The 19,285-nt window shown below is 45.4% G+C and carries 18 protein-coding genes and 1 riboswitch; of the genes, 10 read left to right on the top strand and 8 right to left on the bottom strand.

The genetic code is table 11. From position 1 onward, the window contains the following. Positions 1-43: 43 nt before the first annotated feature. From AC5ELV_RS04865 to AC5ELV_RS04840, 6 genes are all read right to left on the bottom strand, one after another. A complete protein-coding gene (locus AC5ELV_RS04865) occupies positions 44-2,074 on the bottom strand; it encodes a methyl-accepting chemotaxis protein (protein WP_493429321.1) in 2,031 nt (676 codons plus the stop codon). 240 nt (positions 2,075-2,314) lie between these two features. Then, positions 2,315-3,262, bottom strand: a complete 948-nt coding sequence (locus AC5ELV_RS04860) for a DMT family transporter (RefSeq protein WP_493429320.1) — start codon at positions 3,260-3,262, stop codon at positions 2,315-2,317. A gap of 172 nt (positions 3,263-3,434) precedes the next feature. Continuing rightward, a riboswitch (FMN riboswitch) is annotated at positions 3,435-3,579 on the bottom strand. A gap of 122 nt (positions 3,580-3,701) precedes the next feature. Continuing rightward, a complete protein-coding gene (locus AC5ELV_RS04855; RefSeq protein ID WP_493429319.1) occupies positions 3,702-4,397 on the bottom strand; it encodes an ABC transporter permease in 696 nt (231 codons plus the stop codon). Next, a complete protein-coding gene (locus AC5ELV_RS04850) occupies positions 4,390-5,313 on the bottom strand; it encodes an ABC transporter ATP-binding protein (RefSeq protein ID WP_493429318.1) in 924 nt (307 codons plus the stop codon). The genes AC5ELV_RS04855 and AC5ELV_RS04850 overlap by 8 nt, the downstream gene beginning before the upstream one ends. Positions 5,314-5,421: 108 nt before the next feature. After that, positions 5,422-6,366 carry a sensor histidine kinase gene (locus AC5ELV_RS04845; RefSeq protein ID WP_493429317.1) on the bottom strand — a complete coding sequence of 315 codons (945 nt, stop codon included), beginning with the start codon at positions 6,364-6,366 and terminating at the stop codon, positions 5,422-5,424. 1 nt (position 6,367) lies between these two features. Beyond that, a complete protein-coding gene (locus AC5ELV_RS04840) occupies positions 6,368-7,075 on the bottom strand; it encodes a response regulator transcription factor (protein ID WP_493429316.1) in 708 nt (235 codons plus the stop codon). Between the two features lie 402 nt (positions 7,076-7,477). On the opposite strand from AC5ELV_RS04840, the gene AC5ELV_RS04835 reads away from it, so the two are divergent. The 5 genes from AC5ELV_RS04835 (at position 7,478) to AC5ELV_RS04815 (ending at position 11,789) form a co-directional block, all read left to right on the top strand. Then, positions 7,478-7,765 (top strand): matrixin family metalloprotease, encoded by a 288-nt coding sequence (locus AC5ELV_RS04835; RefSeq protein WP_493429315.1) that lies wholly within the window; start codon positions 7,478-7,480, stop codon positions 7,763-7,765. Between the two features lie 17 nt (positions 7,766-7,782). Beyond that, a complete protein-coding gene (locus AC5ELV_RS04830) occupies positions 7,783-8,451 on the top strand; it encodes a hypothetical protein (RefSeq protein ID WP_493429314.1) in 669 nt (222 codons plus the stop codon). A 581-nt stretch (positions 8,452-9,032) separates the two neighbouring features. After that, the gene (locus AC5ELV_RS04825) at positions 9,033-9,536 is read left to right on the top strand and encodes a DUF6933 domain-containing protein (RefSeq protein WP_493429313.1); all 504 of its coding nucleotides are present in this window, start codon (positions 9,033-9,035) and stop codon (positions 9,534-9,536) included. Positions 9,537-9,636: 100 nt separating this feature from the next. Continuing rightward, the gene (locus AC5ELV_RS04820; RefSeq protein ID WP_493429312.1) at positions 9,637-9,945 is read left to right on the top strand and encodes a hypothetical protein; all 309 of its coding nucleotides are present in this window, start codon (positions 9,637-9,639) and stop codon (positions 9,943-9,945) included. 212 nt (positions 9,946-10,157) lie between these two features. Then, entirely contained in the window at positions 10,158-11,789 is a 1,632-nt protein-coding gene (locus AC5ELV_RS04815) for a formate--tetrahydrofolate ligase (protein WP_493429311.1), read from the top strand. 24 nt (positions 11,790-11,813) lie between these two features. Here AC5ELV_RS04815 and AC5ELV_RS04810 read toward each other — a convergent pair whose 3' ends face one another. Beyond that, positions 11,814-13,544 (bottom strand): ABC transporter substrate-binding protein, encoded by a 1,731-nt coding sequence (locus AC5ELV_RS04810; RefSeq protein ID WP_493429310.1) that lies wholly within the window; start codon positions 13,542-13,544, stop codon positions 11,814-11,816. Between the two features lie 108 nt (positions 13,545-13,652). Next, positions 13,653-14,645, bottom strand: a complete 993-nt coding sequence (locus AC5ELV_RS04805) for an ABC transporter substrate-binding protein (protein WP_493429309.1) — start codon at positions 14,643-14,645, stop codon at positions 13,653-13,655. Positions 14,646-14,822: 177 nt separating this feature from the next. Here AC5ELV_RS04805 and AC5ELV_RS04800 point away from each other — a divergent pair, with 177 nt between their 5' ends. The 5 genes from AC5ELV_RS04800 (at position 14,823) to AC5ELV_RS04780 (ending at position 19,237) form a co-directional block, all read left to right on the top strand. Beyond that, entirely contained in the window at positions 14,823-15,455 is a 633-nt protein-coding gene (locus AC5ELV_RS04800) for a LysE family translocator (RefSeq protein WP_493429308.1), read from the top strand. A gap of 110 nt (positions 15,456-15,565) precedes the next feature. Then, positions 15,566-16,843, top strand: a complete 1,278-nt coding sequence (locus tag AC5ELV_RS04795; protein ID WP_493429307.1) for an outer membrane lipoprotein-sorting protein — start codon at positions 15,566-15,568, stop codon at positions 16,841-16,843. Positions 16,844-17,110: 267 nt separating this feature from the next. Further along, positions 17,111-18,307 (top strand): alanine racemase, encoded by a 1,197-nt coding sequence (alr, locus tag AC5ELV_RS04790; RefSeq protein ID WP_493429306.1) that lies wholly within the window; start codon positions 17,111-17,113, stop codon positions 18,305-18,307. Between the two features lie 291 nt (positions 18,308-18,598). Beyond that, entirely contained in the window at positions 18,599-18,880 is a 282-nt protein-coding gene (locus AC5ELV_RS04785; RefSeq protein ID WP_007429334.1) for a CopG family ribbon-helix-helix protein, read from the top strand. 6 nt (positions 18,881-18,886) lie between these two features. Further along, the gene (locus AC5ELV_RS04780; RefSeq protein WP_007429335.1) at positions 18,887-19,237 is read left to right on the top strand and encodes a type II toxin-antitoxin system PemK/MazF family toxin; all 351 of its coding nucleotides are present in this window, start codon (positions 18,887-18,889) and stop codon (positions 19,235-19,237) included. Positions 19,238-19,285 lie beyond the last annotated feature (48 nt).

The following is a 19,285-nucleotide window of genomic DNA, read 5'->3' as shown; positions in this document are numbered from 1 at the left end:
CTCATTCTTACTTGCATAAAATTGCAACGATGCAATGTGTAAGTTAAATCTTAAATCGCTTAACCAGCTGTTGCAAATCCTGCGCCATGTTGGACAACTCCTGTGACGAAGAGGCGATTTCCTCCATGGCCGCCATTTGTTCCTGAGCAGCAGCAGATGTTGTCTGCGAGCTGTCCGCTGAATTGCGAGACAGGCTTGCCAAATGGGTAACGGTGGCGGAGACTTCCTCTGTACTGGCTGAGATTTGTTCAGCAGCAGCGGACACACTTTGAATTTGTTCCACGATATGAGAAGTAGAGCGCTCAATATTCGTAAATGCACCTTCTGCATCTTGGCTAATACGCATGCCTTCACCTACCTGGTTACGAACATTACCGTTCATGGTAGCGGTAGAGCGTTGAATCAAATCGAGCATCTGAGTAATAATCTGACTGATGGAATCCGCGCTTTCCTTGGATTGCTCAGACAGCTTGCGTACCTCTATAGCGACTACGGCAAATCCACGCCCGGCTTCGCCAGCTCTGGAAGCTTCAATAGACGCGTTCAGAGACAACAAATTGGTTTGCTTGGCAATGGCGGCAATAGCCGTATTCATCTGCTTCGCATCGTCCGAGAGCTGGGATAGCTCATCCATTAGGCTAGCCGTTTGGCTTACAGCTTCCAGAATACGGTCCATTTGCGTCCGCACATGGCTGATCATTTGACTGCCTTGGGCTACATCATGCTCGGTTTGTCCTGCTGAATCTACGATGGAGCTTGCCGATTCGGCAATAGTGCTGACACCCTTCGCCATTTCTTCAACGGCATTAGCGGTTTGCTCGGATGCCTCGGCGCTGGTCGCTGCATTTTCTGCGGATTCCATAACCGTTTCCGCTACATGTTGTACGGACTCCGTCGTTTGCTCTGTGCTTTCCTTGATCATCAGAGAAGAGGAAGCAAGTCGGGAGGACGTTTGATTGACCTCGGAAACCATCGTATGCAAGGAATGCGTCATCTGGTCAAAATTCTGTGCCAGTTCGCCGAACTCATCCTTGCTGGATAGATTAACACGTTCGGTCAGATTTCCGTCACGGACGATGCGTGTTCCTGCTTGCAGCTTGCGCAGCGGAATTAAGAACGAGCGGACCATAAGCACAATGATAATCGCAGCGGCAAGTATGGAAATGACAATCACAATCAGGCTTTGCTTCAAAATCGGTTGGGCAGCATCACTGTAATCCTCCAAATCCGATAGTGCGATAATGTTCCAGCCGGTGAGAGAGTCCTGGAGTGTAAAGGCCAGCACGTCCCGATTCATGAATTGAATTTGTGATATGGAAGGAGTATCGTTTTCGGCGGTTTTCGCCACTTCGGGAAGTCCTTCCATGGTGTCTGTTGGTTTTTTGCCTGTATTTTTAAAGGCTGATCCGGCTCCAGCCACAATTTTATGATCAGAATCAACAATAATGAGTCCTCCGCGTTCACCAATCTTAACAGACTGCAGACTTTCACTCATTTTGTCCAGGTTCAAAGCCAGGGCAACAGCTCCTTGACCGTCCTCCAGCGTTTTTGATACATTAACTACTAAATTCCCTGTCGTGACGCTGACAGCTGGAACACTAACGGCTACTTTACCCTTCTCCTGCATCGCGTTTTTGTACCATTTTCTCTCCCTTGGATCATAATCAGCCTCCTTTTTTTTCGGCGTACGAATGTACTGTCCTTCCGCATTGCCGAGGAGTGCAGCATCTAGCTCGGGATGAGCCTTGACGATAACATCCAACTTTTTCTGAAGGGCCTCTTCGTTGGAACCAATGGAATTAGATTCGATTTCAGTGGTAAGAACGTCCACGTCTTTCATAATGGGCGCTACATACTGATTGACATTGCTTCGGATCAGATACAGATTCGTGTATACGGAACCGCCCATTTGCTGACTGAGTTGTGTCGTAGCCCCCTGATAGGAAAAGTACCCGATAAGTACGCTTGGAATCAATAACACAGCCAAAAAAGATATTATTAATCTTGTCCTCATTAAATAAAACTGCTTGAGAAACCTGTTCCACCACGGAACTGTTTGTTTTGTTTTAGTCATAGTTCTTGCTCCTCTGTGTCTGATGATCACTACATTGTTTTATTCGACAGAAACCGACGAATTTTATAGATGTAATCTTTGGGAAACGAGGAATAGTAGCAAATTTTAGACACTTTTTTTGAAAAACGGGTCTAAAGAACTATGTTTTATATGAATACGAATACATAAAAAGCCAAATCGGAGATGCAAAAGCATCTTCACGATTTGGCTTGGATGAGTCATGAAAGGGACATTAAACTGTTAATTTTTTTGCTGACGTGAAATCATAAAGAGCGTAATCCAGATGAGCATAAAACCAGTTAATTGCGCTACAGTAACGATTTGCTGAAATGCGATCCAATTAATCACGACACCCACCATGGGAAAGCTCAATTCTGCCATCGTAGCATAAGACGCTTTGGTCGTACTTAAGCCCTTGTAATACAGCAATAAGCTAAGAAGACCCGGAAGCAATGCCTGCAATAGCAGATTGATAATCACAGCTGCGCCCGCCCATGTACCGGCAGGCATATTCCATGGCGCATGCTCTACAGAGGTGAGGACAATCAGCAGAGGGAGCGCCACCATGAAGCGGAGGGAGGTTACCGTTTCATATTTCATTGAACGAAGCAAGTAACTTCCCATGACTGTCGAGCCGCCCCATAGAACTGCTGCACCGAGTGCAAGCAGACTACCGACCTGGACAAAATCACGAACATGCCCGAAGGGGAGCGACCAACCGAAGGTCAGAAGATACGTCCCGAACAAAGCGACGACAATTAATAATCCAAAATGACGCGGCAACATTTCCTTCAAAATAATACGGGCTAGAACAATAGCGACCAAGGGTTGAAGCTTCTGGAGTAAGAGTACAGCATTCAAATCACCATTGCTAAGTGCCATGGTGAAAATCACGCTGGCCAGAGCCGAGCCGCCCCACGAGACGAATAAAATAGCGAAAACTTGACGAAGCCGTACCGTTTTGAGTTCCTCACGATGCTTCCACAACATCGGTGTCAGAGCGAGGAAGAGCAGCACATGCTCCATTAGTACAATTTGTGTTGAAGTAAATGATTTTAGCAAAATAATACGAAACAGCGGATCAGCGCCCCACAAGGCCGCGCCAATTGCGACCAGCCAAAAACCGCTTTTCATGTGGGAGCTACGATCAAAACCTTTGGATGTTAGTACAGTAGAAGATTGACTCATACTCAATTAGCTCCTTGCGAATACAGGACCGGTGGCACAAAAAACCCCCGTCCATGGCGTAAGCCATGCAAGACGGGGGTTGATCAAATAAACTTGCCGCTTTATGCAAGTTAAACGAAGTTACTGCAAAACCAATAACGCAGCATTCATCCACTTCGCGGCATGTTGATATTTCGATCTTCTTCCATCCGGACTTTACCGTCGGCTTTGGCATCTCACCAAATCAGTCCGTATCCTGTTGCCAGATACAGAGTCGCGGGCTTAGCTCCATGAGCCATACCGCCGGTTGGGAATCTCACCCTACCCCGAAGATCCTTATTCCGTTTTTTAATTTCTCCTATAGGATATACCTGTTTTAGAATGAAGTCCAGTGAAAAATGTGTGTATATCTAACAATGATTTTCATCTATTTTTCGAAAGCGCTTTACTAAGTTACATATTACGAGGTAATATCCTTATACTCAATACGTCGAATCGCTGCATAAGCCACAAACATTCCCAGTAAAGAGAAGCCGATTTGCACGGGGGCAATGGAGCTAAGTGTAGCGCCGTTATTATTGGAGAAAAGCAATGCTACAATCAGGATTGAGGTTACAATGGTGGTGGGTACAGAGTATCTTCGCATTCCCATATACAGCGGAACCAGTCCCATAAAGCTGGCAGCAACGGCATTGATCAGCGTCCGTGCTGATTGTTGACCCAGTATCGAAAGAGTAAGGTTATCCGGTACAATCAAGAAAAACTGGTTGAGCAGATGAATAGCAGCCGTAATGATTATTTCCGAAATAACAATAGACAAGAACGTAAACAGCAGCACAACCAAGAGCTTGGCGATCATCAGCTTTTGACGGTGAATCGGATACATGAACAGGATCGTAATCGATTTGGACTTAAATTCCCCAACGATAAAGCGGCACAGGAGAACGGAGGCAAACACAATAAATGTGCCTCGAACCAGCATGTCCATGAGATCGAGAAGCTGAGTGTACTGTGTAAATTCGGGTATTCCTGTACTTTGGCTGTCCAGCGCGATGATACAGAGCAGCCCAAGAATGCATGCATTGGCGATCAGTGCTGAACGGATATAACCCGCCAGATGAAATTTTTTGAGCTCCAATTGCATCAATTTAAGCATGGAGATCACCTCCGTTTAACAGCCGCAAAAAGTAGTCTTCCAGCGTGCTGCTTTTCTGATGAATGGAATCCACTTCTATATCATTTAAAATGAGCGTCTTCGTAATTTGTTTCTGCGGTACATTTGAATCGTAAATACGTATACTCTGTTCATTGAGCACCCTTATATTATTCAGATTCAGATGATGGGAGAGGACGTAGGTCGCCTTTTTACAATCGTTGGTCGTAAATTCGATGTATTCTGTATTGGTTTCCCGCACCTGCTCCATCGACACTTCCTCAATCAGCCTTCCGTGATTAATCACGCCTACCGTATCCGCAATCTGCTCTATTTCCGCTAAAATATGACTGGACACGAGCAGAGTCATCCCATATTCTTTGCATAGCATGTGGAATAATTGGCGGATTTCCTTGATTCCCACTGGGTCCAGACCATTAATTGGTTCATCCAAAATGAGGAGCTCTGGCTTAGTCGCAATAGCGCGGGCAATCCCGAGACGCTGTTTCATTCCCAGTGAAAAGTCTTTTACCGGCTTGTCACCCGCATTTCGCAAATTCACTAATTCCAGGGCATCCCGAACAGCCTGCTTATTATAATAACCCATGTATTCACAATGAAGTTCCAGATTTTGCTGCGCCGTCAGCCTGTCATAAAAAATCGGGTATTCAATAATCGAACCCATCCGTCCGAGCAGATGATACGACTTTGGCGTTAATTTCTCACCGAATAATTCAATTTCACCCGATGTCGGCTTGAGTAAATTCGTAATCATTTTCATCATCGTTGTCTTGCCCGCCCCGTTAGGGCCGAGAAAGCCATAGGTTTCTCCCTTGCGCACATTCATACTGACTCCCGCTACAATTTCGTTGCCCTTCAGGGCCTTGGTCAACTGATGTGTACGTATTACGTAAGTCATAGGTGTTCTCCCTTCGTATACTGCTGATAATTCAAGGATAAAGGGCGAAATGTTCATTTTTCTTTCGTGATTCTTACAAATTTATTAAGTTGAGCATGTTCAGTACGATTAATAGTTGATTTTCTTCAATGTAAAAGAGAAGACCGTCCGCTCATAAGGTCTACTGGTCAATTGAATTTCTCCGTTCATCGCTTCAACCAGGCGTTTGGCAATCGTAAGGCCCAGTCCACTGCCTTGTACCGCCTTATTGCGGGAGTCCTCCAGTGTGTACATGCGTTCAAAAACTTTATCTTGCTCAGATTCCTGTATGCCTTTTCCACGATCCCATACCTCTATACGCACTGTATCCTGCTGTTCCGATAGAGCCAGACCGAGCGTCCGTCCGTCTGCCCCGTAGCGAATGGCATTCGAGATCAGATTGTTCAGCACCCGCCCAATCGCTCCTTCGTTCCCCAAGGCATGAATGGGGTGCTCCGGGATCTCAATATGCACAGTAAACCCCTGTGCAGTCAGCAGGTCATAAAACTCTAAAATGCTGCGTCTACATAGTTCTCCCACCTCTAGCCGAGTCAACGGAATATCCGTATCATTAGCTTCCAGCTTTGCCAAACTAAAAAAGCTCCCGATCAGCTCAATCGCTTCGCTTGTCTTTTGATGAATTTTGGATAGCAGCTTTATACGTTCTTCCGGCAAAATAGTCGGATCGCCATCCAGCATCTCGGCATATCCAAGCACAACCGTAAGCGGGGTCTTGAGATCGTGGGAAATATTCGAAATCATTTTGCGCATAGCAATTTGGCTACGGTTGTAATCTGCAGACACTCTGAGATTCAAGTCCAGCAGTCGATTAATTTCCGTCATGAGTCGCTGCAGTTCAACGTCACCTGTGACATATAGCAGCTTTTCTGCATGATTCACCGTCACTATTCGCTCTAGTAGGGTTCGGATATCCTTTATTTTACGCTTATAGGCCATACGCTCCCGCCAAAGCCATATGATAACGACTGACATGATGAGGACGATAATCCATTCAGAAATGTTTTGGATGTTCATATCAACCATTCTCCCATTTGTAGCCAATGCCCCATAGTGTTTTAATGTGGACAGGATGAGAGGGATCTTCTTCGATTTTCTCACGCAGGCGGCGAATATGGACGTTAATCACGTTCTCGTCGCCCATATAATCGTCTTTCCAAATAAATCCGTATAATTGTGCTTTTGTAAATACCCGGTTCGGATTGGTTACAAACAGCTTCAAAATATCGGACTCTTTAGCTGTTAGCTGAATTTCGTTTTCATTGCGTATGACTGTAAAATGATCAAAATCAATGCGCAGACTGCCGTAGGTCAAAACTTGTGCTTGCGGATGTTCCTCCTGCTGTTGCTGACGGGCATATGTAGTAGATCTGCGGATCGCGGACCGAATACGAGCCGTCATTTCCAGCATTGAAAAAGGTTTGGCAACATAATCGTCTGCCCCAAAGCCCAATCCAAGCGCTTTATCTACGTCGCTGTCCTTGGCTGACATAATCAGAATCGGCACGGCGCTGTGGGTACGGATCTGGCGGATCACCTCCATACCTTCCACTTTCGGCATCATCAAATCCACCAGTACCAGATCATAGGTATGACGTTCAAAGGCAAGAAGCCCCTCTTCCCCGTCATAGGCAGTGGTTAGGCTGTATCCTTCCTTAGTGAGTGCTTTGAGTAGCATTTCGGCAATGGATAGATCGTCTTCAATAAGTAAAATATGCTGTGGCATAGGTGTGGAACACCCCTAATTTTTAGATTAAGCTCGCGTGACGAACTGTACCTGAATTATATAGAGCAGTGGAGGGGATTTCCATAATAAATATCCATTGAAGTTGAGTGGGGAATGTTCGTAGGAGATTTGAAGGGGCGTTTTTTCCCAACCTCTCTAACATGATGAAAAGTTGAAAAACCTAAGAGAAGCAAGGCGTACAGCCCCATTTTTGTATATAAAAATGTGGTGAGAAGGTTGACTGCGGGTGGGCAAAAAATTCGAAACCCTGGTGGCTGTAATAAAAATAAGCACATTGTTAAAACTGAAAAGCTTGATTCTAATAACCTTTAACTGCAATATGGGATGTATTGGCTTGTCTGAAAAGCGCTTGGTGTGAGTAATATTTTATAAATTTTCGTAATGAATGTCTCCGACTACTACTCTTCTGGGCGAACTAATGATTTGATAAACTTTTTAGTTTCTTATATCTATAGTTCCTATAGCTGGTTCAATACCGCCTTCACCCAAAATTATTCTTCTCAGAAGGCACAATCAGTGGCTGCCCATGAGCTAGGACATGTCTTAGGACTAGATGAAGACTTTAGTAAATGCTTGATGTATCCAACTACACCACAACGCTATGATAATTGGGGAATTTACACTCCACAGCCTAGCGAAGATGTGTTTGGTATTAATGATCTTTATTAATAAGGGAGGTAAGTTAAATGAAGAAATATATTATTACAACAATAGCTGCCGTGGCCATTGTGGGTGTGGTTGGGTATTTAGTAAAAAGTGATGCTCTCCAACCAACAACAAATAATGCACCAATCGTTGCAGACTCAAAACAAGCGACACCGAATAAACCTGAGCCTGAAAAAAACGGAAAAACCAAAGTTATTACAAGCCTAAGCCTAAGTAAATCTTATGATACACTTGATGCTTTGACTAATGCTGTAGATTTGGTTGCACAGGTAAAAATAACAGGTATTCAGGGGACTTTACCAGAGGAGGATTCTACACGGTATAATGCAGAATTGACTGATGTGATTAAAGGAACAGAATCAGAAAAAAATATTGTTATTACCCAATTAGGAATAAAAAAAGACGATATTGTTGAAAAAACAGACAATCCCTACCTTAAGCAAGGCGATGAACTCGTTCTATTTTTGAAAAAGGGCCAAGATCCTAAAATTAATCCAATTTACTTTGTGGCTGGTGAATATCAAGGTAAGTTTGACATTAAAAACGGAAACGTTTATGCGGTCAATCAGGCGTTAAAAGAACAAGCTAGTCTTAATAGTATTGACGCAGAAAACAATCAATATATTGATGGGCAAAAACTAAGTACATTTAAAGAAAATATTAAAAGTATAGTTAGTAGACAAGAATAAAAAACACTATTTAAACCGCAATCCATTTGTGAATAATCAGAAAAGGTCTTGGTCTAAATCGTAAAAAGCTGACTTTTTATCCCGAGAAGTCAGCTTTTTAATACTGATTTTCTTATGATTTTGACTTAGAGCAGTTAATCTGCTGACATGTGACTTAACTCTACTATATTCTTTATTCAGTTAGAATTAACTATTCTTTTTTAGATAAAAGAGAAAACCTTGTAGAGGCAAGACTTTCTCCAAAATTACTATTAATATTCTCTCAAACATGTGCCGTTAAAAGTAATGAAATCAGTCTCAAATATAATTGATTACTCACACTTAGGTGATTGCTTTAACCACCACATGAAATGATCTAAATATTCTCAACCTGAAGGCACTGAAGTAGATTTTTTTCTCCAACCCCAGCGTAAGATGTAATCAAATTACTGGAAATTCACCGCTTTCCTATATTATACTGAAAGAGTTTACAATCCGATGTTTGGAATACGGTGTTATGATATCTGGGACGTGCCTCATGTGAGAGATTAGGTATGTCGAATTACGCTGCGGTACAGGACCGTCAATAAAGGAGAACAACGATGTTTGTTATACGAGGAACACAAAAACTGCTGAAGGAATGGGAGACGGAACCACTTCAAGTTGATATTTATCCGCCTTTGAATAGTTGGCATGCCAGCTTGTTTTTACTTAATCGAAGAAAAAATATAGTGTTTATGCATGATATATCCCGCTTAAGCATCACGCTTTTTGGGATTAAAAAATCGCAGTACAACAACCTGCCAGCTCTTTTTATGCAAGCCTTGAAGGAATTAATGATCAGCGAAGGCTTTGATGAACAGATTGTAAAGGCATACACACAGGAAGGCGAGCAGATGCTGGCTACTACGACGAATAGTCATAGTGTAATGGGAACCTTGGATGAGATTATTTTTATCATGAAAGAACTGGATATGGAGCATGGGTGCGAGCTGGAAAAAAACCAGTGGAATAACCGGATTGTTTTCAAAACAGTCGAATATAAGTACCCTGTTGATGTTTTTAAAGAAATGCTAGAAAAACATTATAAACTAGAAAGTATTTGAGAAATTTATGATTTTACCGAAATTAAGTTCCATTTATTCCCTCTGTCCTATATAATCTAATATAGTTCTAAAAGACTATATAAAGAGAGGTAAGGGGTAAATGAAGATTAAATTAAGAAATAAAACTGGAATGATCAAGGAACGCAAAGTAGGTTTTTCATGGACTACGCTCTTTTTCGGTTTTTTCCCTGCGTTGTTTAGAGGGGATTGGAAGTGGGCAGTTATTATTTTTCTGGTATCGGTCCTTACGAGTGGCGCGTCCAACTTTGTATTTTGCTTCATTTATAACCGCTTACATATTAATGATCTGTTGACCCAAGGCTATGGTCCTGCTACTAAGAAATCCCAAGCTGTCCTGGTTTCTAAGGGATTTATTGCTGAAAATTACGCTGCTAACTTTGCAGGTTAATTTGAGAGCTGTTTGTTAAACGAGACGTATCAAAAGAGCATCCACCAAAGTCCATGCGGACGGGGGATGCTCTTTTTTTATAACTCACATGATAGCAACGCTTGCGATGAAATGAATCATAGCGCAATAAGCGGCACACTTTGGTAAAATAAAACGATACAGGGTTTGGCACCATTGGTCAGACTTACAAAACGGGGGGTACATAACGAAAGATGAAGAGGATTATTGATATAGCCAAAGAAGCAGGAATTGAAGAAGAACATCTGGAGACGTATGGAAAATATAAAGCAAAGCTGAATCCGTCCCTGTGGGAGCAGTTAAAGGATCGCCCGAATGGAAAGCTGGTGCTGGTTACGGCGATGAATCCCACGCCGGCGGGAGAAGGAAAAACGCTGACAACCATCGGGTTGTCACAGGCGCTGAATGCGCTGGGGCATAAAACCGTTGCTGCGTTGCGTGAGCCGTCCCTTGGCCCTTGCTTCGGCATGAAAGGAGGAGCAACCGGGGGAGGACAAGCCCAGATTGTTCCAGCAGAAGACATTAACCTGCATTTTACAGGTGATATTCACGCGATTTCAGCTGCGCATAATTTGCTGGCAGCGATGATCGATAACCATTTGTTTCATGGAAATGCTTTGAGGTTGAAACCGGAGCGGATCGTGTGGAAACGCGCTGTCGATATGAACGACCGAAGTTTGCGAAATATTGTGACCGGATTGGGGTCAGGTAATGGAGCGGTGAGGGAAAGTGGCTTTCTGATTACCTCAGCTTCAGAAGTGATGGCGGTATTATGTTTAAGTGAAGATATGGACGATCTTAAAGTGCGATTGGGTCGGATGGTAATTGGTTATAACGAAGATGGCGAAACGGTAACAGCTGAGGAACTACATGCGGTGGAAGGTATGGCTGTGCTGCTTCGGGAAGCATTGAAACCCAATCTGGTGCAAACATTGGAGGGAACTCCAGTTATTGTGCATGGTGGACCTTTTGCGAATATTGCACATGGATGCAGTAGTTTGATCGGTACGAAGCTAGCCTTGAAGCTGGGAGAGGTGGTCGTCACGGAGGCTGGATTCGGGGCTGAGCTGGGGGCAGAAAAGTTTTTTGATATCAAGTGCCGTCAATCCGGTTTGCAGCCAGATGCCGCTCTGTTGGTCGTAACCGCCAAAGCGCTGAAATATAATGGCGGTGTAGCTAAAAATGAGCTGGACGCAGAAAATCTGGAGCAATTGCAACTTGGATTAGCCAACATGAACCGGCATGTACGGAATTTGCAAAAGTTTGGCGTGCCAGTACTGGTAGCGGTCAACCATTTTGTAACAGATAGAGAAGCCGAGCTGGAACTGATTTTCTCGGAATGCCGCAAGCTGGGAGTACCCGTAGAGCTGTCACAGGTGTGGGCACAGGGAAGCCAAGGGGGAGAAAAGCTGGCCCAAAGCCTGCTCAACCTGCTCCAGGAGGACAAAGCCCATTTTGCACCATTGTATGAGCATACCCTTAGTTTGCAAGCGAAAATTAGTGCCATTGCGAAGGAGATTTACGGTGCGGCAGAGGTAGCTTACACTCCTGCGGCCAAACGGGCGTTGGCCGGTATGGAGCAGCTTGGTTTTGGACAACTGCCTGTATGCATGGCCAAAACACCGTATTCTTTCTCAGATCAACCTTTTCTGCTAGGTGCACCGGAGGGCTTTACCATTCACGTATCCAGCGTTTCCTTGTCCGCAGGGGCAGGCTTTGTGGTCGTGGAAACAGGCAATACTATGACGATGCCAGGATTGCCCAAATCCCCAGCGGCTGAGCATATGTCGCTGGAGGCAGATGGAAGCATTCAAGGTCTAATGTAGTATCTTTAGAAAAATGGCAGCTTCTCAGGATGAAGTGCCAAGCAGTTTGGGCAGTGCAGTAAGCAGCTTTTGCCGGGTCATGGCATCGCTCCAGTTCCAGCGGTCAGCTTCTACGAAATATACCCGACCTTGACGTACAGCAGGGAGGCTGCCCCAGAGAGGGCTGCTGATCATGCGTTCCAGCGTACGTTTGGATTCTGGGGCTGTCGGGACAAGCATAAAAATGCGGTCCCCGGCGTAATCAGGCAATTCGTTCGGATCTATTTCCGCGAAGCCGTGTCCCTCGTCGAGCACCTTTTGGATCGGCTCAACGGGCTGAAAGCCCTGGGGGTGGTAGAGGGCCGAAGAGAATCCAGACATACCCATGACAAAGAGCCGATCGCCATGATCGAAGATGAAGACGGAGGCTGTTTCTCCAGCTGTGATTTGCGTACCGAGCTGCTGCCACATTGCCAGATTACGGGCTGTGAAGGCAGACAACCAGCGTTCGGCCTCTCGCTCCTTACCGAGCCAGATGCCAAGTGTACGCATCCGTTCCTCCAGTGTGGCGAAGGAGTTGAAGGTGACGGTGGGAGCGATGCTGGCAATGCGCTCATATTCCTGTTCGTCCGAATTGGCGATGATAATTAGATCAGGATCAAGAGCGCTGGTCAAGCGGGTATCCAGTGGAAGGCCCACATCGGCGACGTTCACAAGACGATGTTTATAGACGCTGTATTCACTGAGTCGCAGACTTCCGCCGACGGCTTTGGCCCTTAATGCCAATAGATCACCCATCGTTTCTCCATGATAGATGATGCGGCTTGCTCGGCGCGGAATATGAATATGGTGACCCGTCCAATCCTTGACGCGCACAGAACCGGAGACAGAAAGTGCGTACTTGCCAGGGGGAATCCCGGTCATTTGCCTAAACCGTCGATTAAAATAATATTCGTCAGAGAAACCAACCTGACGGGCAATTTCACGTAAAGGCCGTTTGCAATCCAGCAGCAACCGCTTGGCATGATTCAAGCGCAGCTCAGTGAGGTAATGCAGCGGCTTTTTGCCTGTGATTTTACGAAACATTTGTGAGTACTGCCATATGGAAACGTTCGCCTGCTCGGCAAGCTGCTTGACGGTAATGGGCTTTTCATAGTTGTTTTCCATATAGGAGAGAGTGCCTTCTACCGATGCTGGCAATGCCGGATAAGAGGTATTATTTTGATCAATAGGGGTGTGGTCTTCCTGCCACAGCAAGAGCAACTCTTGAAACATGATTTGCTGCCGTAATACAGATGTTTGGTTATGCGACTGTACCGTTTGTTGGGTACAATGAAATAACTCTTCAGTCAACTGAATAAGTTTGGAGGAAGAAGAGGAGACGATGCATTCGCGCGGTCTCGGCAGGACAGGCCCATGATATATGGATGGCATACGCGATGGGTGTTCAGCCAAGGCCATGTCCGCTTGTGGTTCTGACAGCAAAGCAATGACCTCAAATGTGATTTTGTAATATTCAGGTACAGTTCCATTCAGAGGAGCGATTTGATAGGATTCACCTGGAGCTAGCCAATACCCATGACCTGTATGGAATAGATACTGCTCTGGACCAATGTCCACCATCCCTGTCCCACAGATGAACATAAGCAGACAGTGATATGAATTGGGACGTGATAATAATTCATCGGTAGGCTCACCAACCAACGCAATTTCTTTAAAATGAAAAAGCAGTGAGCTGAACGGGGGAGGATATACGGACGGCGGAGACTGGTTCACGGTATTGCTCCTTTTATTGAGAATGGTTATCATATATATATAAGTATACCTCCTTTAGGTTCAACAAAAAAGAAGCCTATCAACAAGTGTTGATAAGCTTCTCCAATTTTATTTGATGAGCTTGGGCAATTCCTCCAGCAGCCATTCTCGAGTGGAAGCATCACTTTCAGTTTTGCCAATATCCTGAATGTACACACGTCCCTGTTTGACAGCAGGAAGCTGGAGCCACAGCTTGCTTTTCATTAACTGTTCGGTGGATTGTTGGGCTTCTGAACTTGGTGTTCTTAGTATGAAAATCCGATCTCCAGCGTATTGTCCGATCACTTCCTGAGATATTTGTACAAATCCTTTGTCTTCATCCAGTGCTTTCTGAATAGGAGGGGTAGGTTTGAAACCATTCTTTTCATACAGTATTTGTGACAGTCCTGTCCGTCCCATTGCGAATAAACGATCACCTGGATAGTAGGTAAAGACTGAAGCTGTTTCCCCCGCCTTAACACCTTCTGCGTGAAGTTTGGTCCACATCTCCGCTTCCTTTATTTTATATTGGGCAAGCCAATCTTCAGCGTCCTTTTTCTTGTTCACAATGTCTCCGAGATGCAGCAAACGGTCGTTTAACGGGGCAAAGGTATCGAACATAATTGTAGGTGCAATTTTTGTTAACGTTGCGTATTGTTTTTCATCTGTATCGGCGGTAATGATCAGGTCAGGCTGTAGTTCCAAGGCTTTTTCCAAATTAATCGGGAACCCCAGATCGGCCACGTTCTGAACCTGCTTTTCATAAACCTTGCCTTCAATCATAGAAGTCGATGTACCTACAGCTTGTACGCCTAAAACCAGTAGATCCCCATAGTTTTCTCCGAAGTAAGCAATGCGCCCAGGAGTCGTGGGAATGTTCACTGTATGTCCCTTATAGTCTGTGTAGTCACGAGTTGTGGCAGCTTCCGATGTTTTTGTAGATGCTGTTGTGTTGCTGCTTGCAGTCTGATTTTCAGATGGGCCGCATCCCAGCAGCAATGTCCCCATAAGAAAGAATAGGCAGATGAGAGCAGTGTATTGTCGAGTGGATTTTTTGTTGATTGTCGAGTTCTTGTTGGTCATAGCAACCTCCGTATAATAGAATGATTCAGAATTTTGCAAATGAGAATTATTATCACAAAAGCTATGATAAGCGCTGAACCCTCAATACTCAATGGACAAACTTGGTCAATGAATCCGATTTTGTACAAAATGTTCTTAGCTCATTATCATTTTTATACATTTGAAAGGGGTTTTGAAATGGCATTGTTTATTACATATGTTTTACTAGGTTTCTCTATAGCACTACCTGTAGGTACAATTACGGTTGAAATGACGAAGCAGGGACTGAAAAATGGGTTCATGCATGGATGGATTGTCGGCCTTGGAGGAATGACTGTTGATTTGTTATTAATCACTGGCTTGTATTTTGGTCTGGCCTCAGTCTTGTCATTACCTGTTGTACAAGTGATTATGTGGTTCGTTGGAGCCCTTTTTTTGTGCTACGTAGGGTACGACAGTATTAAAAATGCGGATCATGATATTGCGCTGGAAGGAGAAAAAAAGACGAAATCATTATTTTCTTCCTATAAAAATGGACTGCTTGTAGCTGTTTCACCGGGGAATTTAGTGTTCTGGGTGAGTGTTTTTGGGACTGTGCTGGCAAGCTCATTTGATCAGTCAAACACAAGTCAATTCTTGGTTGTTGGTTTAGGTATTCTGTTCGGTATTCTTATCCATGATTTAGGATTGATGACCCTCGTAGCCACAACACGAAAAGCCATGAATCGAACCGCCATCAAGTGGGTTACGATCGGTGCAGGCGTGGTTTTGATCGGTTTTTCAATTTATTTTCTGTATGAATTTATGATCACTCTCCAAAAGATTTTATAGCATTACGCAAGGATACGTTCAAGCTTGTCATGCCAGTCTGCATAAATCGAACAAGTCCTTCATAGACATGTACTAATTCATTTAAAACATGTGCTGAAGGGGTTGATGACATGCGCCGGATTTCATGGATGCTCGCCATGGTCATGTGTGTAACGCTGCTGCTGGCCGGGTGCGGCAAGAAGAGCGCGGACGATGTGGTTAAAGATTTGAGTGACGTGGTGAGCGACCTGAACAGCTACCACGGTACAGCTTTGATGACGCTGCATACCGGCGACACGCCGCAGGAATACAAGGTGGATATTTCCTACCGCAAGCCGTCCTATTACCGAATTGCCATGACGAACGAGAAAAAGGATGTTACGCAAATTGTGCTTCGTAATGATGAGGGTGTATTTGTACTAACACCTAGCCTGAACAAAAGCTTCCGTTTCAAAAGCGACTGGCCAAACAATCAGGGTCAAGTATATTTATATGAAACGTTGGTTCGCAGCATTATCGGCGATGCCTCCCGTCAGTTGGCTACCGACGATAAATCCTATGTGTTTGATGTGGCAGCAAATTACAACAGCCATGCGCTGGTGAGACAAAAGATATGGCTGTCCAAAAATGACTATGCACCCACTCAGGTACAGGTGTCTGATGCGAATGCCAAGGTAGTTGTTGATCTGAAATTCGATCAATTTGCTTTTGATACGAAGTTTGACAAGGACTCTTTTGATATGGAGCGGAATATGGCTTCAGGTAAGACCAGTACGGGTAGTGAAGGGGCGCCATCTTCTGGAGCAGTGGATCCCAGCGGTCAGCTTGATCCTTCCGGTGCGATGGATGGGACCACTGGCGTGACGTCTGGCGAACCCGGACAAGAGCAGGGAACAGCAGGGGATGCAGTTCAGCAGCCTTCAGGGGAAGCAAAGGTAGACGGAACTGCCACAAACGATACGTCCAAACCGGACGCAGCAGCCAACGCAGAGGCGCAGCAACAAACCCCGGGTACATCGGACGCCGCAAACGGAACGTCAGCGGGAACAGATGCGGCAGAAGCTGTGATGGGTGAGTTCGGCTTGATCGAACCGTCCTATACGCCAGCCGGAGTACAGATCAAGGATACGCCGGAGCTGGAGGATAATGGTACACATGCGGTGATGCTGCGGTATAGTGGGACGTATAATTATACCATTGTGGAGGCGCGTCCAAAAGATCGGGCGGTCGCACTGGCCGCAGGCGAACTGGTTGATATTGGTGGGAGCTTTGCCGTTCTGACCGGAAGCGAACAGCAGACGATGACCTGGATGAATGACGGAATCGAGTTCAGAATCACCAGTGCTGACCTGCCTGTAAGCGAAATGATACAAATTGCCGCTTCTATACAGGATCAATCGGGTAAATAAAACTTTATAGACGGATGCAGACGGTCTAGAGTGTAAAAATGCTCTGCTGCCGCCCGTATCCGTCTTTTGTTCATTCGCAGTCTAAGATGTGCACCGCTTGTATATCCTGTTCTATTGTAGAGATGTAGAGGAGGCTGGTAAAGCCCCCCTGCCATTGACAGCCAGGTTTTTGAACATTACCATTAACCTTTGGAAGCAAGTACTTTGCCACACTCCGAATGGTAAAAGGTTATGTTACAGGCTAACAATTGAAGAAGGTGACTGGATTTGCAAGCACAATACAGATCGACCCGGGCCGAAATCAACCTGGATCACCTTGGCGCCAACTATGAAGCTTTTCGCAAGGCATTGCCAGCGGATAAGCTGATACTGGTCTGTGTCAAGGCTAATGCCTACGGACACGGTGCCGTGGAAATTTCAAAGGAATTGGAACGCCTTGGTGCGGATTATTTGAGCGTCGCTTTTCTGGATGAAGCGTTGGAGCTTCGTCATGCGGGGGTTCAGCTACCAATTCTAGTACTTGGTTATACCTCACCGGAAGCTGTACAAACGGCTTGGGAGCATGATATCTCATTGACAGTGTTCAGTGAGGAAGTGCTGGAGGGTATCCGCAGAATGGACCGCCAAGGAAACGAACGCAAGCTGAAGGTGCACATCAAAATAGACAGCGGCATGGGAAGACTGGGTTTGCTGCCTGGAGAAGAGACTATGGCTTTTGTCCGGCAGGCTAACGAATTAGAACAAGTGCTGCTGGAAGGCATGTACACCCATTTTGCCCGCGCGGATGAAGAAGACAAAAGCTATACACTGCTACAATATGATCGGTTTCGGGGCGTGGCGGAAGCGCTAAGGGAACAAGATATCACCATTCCCATTATACATACGGCCAACAGCGCCGCTACCATTGATACCCCTTCTCTTTCCCCCAATATGGTGCGGGTTGGTATCAGTATATACGGTCTGTATCCGTCTGATGAGGTTAACCGGCAGGTCATTGAGCTGCTACCTGTATTGTCATTGAAGACGGCGGTGGTTTACACCAAGACGCTTCCTCCCGGCTGGGGAGTTAGTTATGGCACCCGGTATGTAACCTCCAGTGAAGAACGGATCGGTACACTGCCAATCGGCTATGCGGATGGATACTCCCGCATGCTGAGTGGGAAGATCGAAGTGTTGATACGCGGTCGCCGCGTCCCGGTACTCGGTACGATTTGCATGGACCAGTGTATGGTATCCTTACAATCTTTCGCAGAAGATGCGGAAGAAATCCAAACCGGCGAAGAGGTTGTTCTCATCGGCCAGCAGTCCGGCGAAACTATCGCCGCGGATGAGCTGGCATCCAAGCTTGGTACGATCCACTATGAGGTGATCTGCATGATCGCAGACAGGGTACCGCGTGTATACACACGAGGTCATGTTCCTGTTATTCGAGTGAACTCGCTTCTTCCAACCTACTGGAATTAATTTCATAACGCAAATTACCGAATAAAAGCAGGAGTTTTCGCAGAACGTCCCGAAATATGTACAAAGGAAAGAAAAGAGCGCTATAACTGTCAAAAGACGCATCAGGCTCCGCTGACACTTGTATTTCGGGGATCAAACGCCTGTACGAAAACGAACTGCGTAGTTTATAATGGAATGCAGCATAGATGATATACGAATATCATATACATTCTTGTATTCCGTTTGAATAAATTACCGGGAATAACGTTATAATGGTACAATGGCGACAAGGTTTTGGGGGTGGAAGAGAAGTTGGCCAATTTGCAGAACACCAAAAGAATAATGATCAGTTTGCCAGATCATCTCTTGCAGGAAGTGGACGGGATCGTAGCTATGGAAAATTCCAACCGCAGTGAATTTATCAGGCAGGCCATGAAGCTGTATGTAGGCGAACGTAAAAAACGTTACATTCGTGAAGCTATGCAGCGTGGATACATGGAAATGGCTAAAATTAACTTGACCATGGCATCCGAAGCCTTTCACGCGGAGGAAGATGCAAACAGCACCTTGGGCCGTACAGTTAGCGGGGTGTAATCCATATTGATCGTAAAGCGCGGCGACGTTTTTTTTGCAGACCTTTCACCCGTAGTCGGTTCCGAGCAAGGTGGCGTCAGACCTGTGCTGATCATTCAAAATGATATCGGCAACCGGTTTAGTCCTACCGTGATCGTGGCAGCTATCACCGCTCAGATTCAGAAGGCAAAGCTGCCTACACACGTGGAAATCGACGCGGCGACGCATGGCTTTGATCGTGATTCTGTTGTTCTTCTGGAGCAAATTCGGACGATCGACAAGCAAAGGCTTACCGACAAAATCACCCACTTAGATGAAGAAACCATGCGCAAAGTGAGCGATTCGCTACAAATCAGTCTCGGTTTGATTGATTTTTAGCGTGATGGAACGACGAGTGAAACGGGAAAAGGGCAGCGCTTGGGCGCT

The sequence above is a fragment of the Paenibacillus sp. NMA1017 genome (assembly GCF_058895805.1).
Note: the sequence above shows the minus strand (reverse complement) of the source record. Positions and strands in the feature narration are given on the sequence as shown.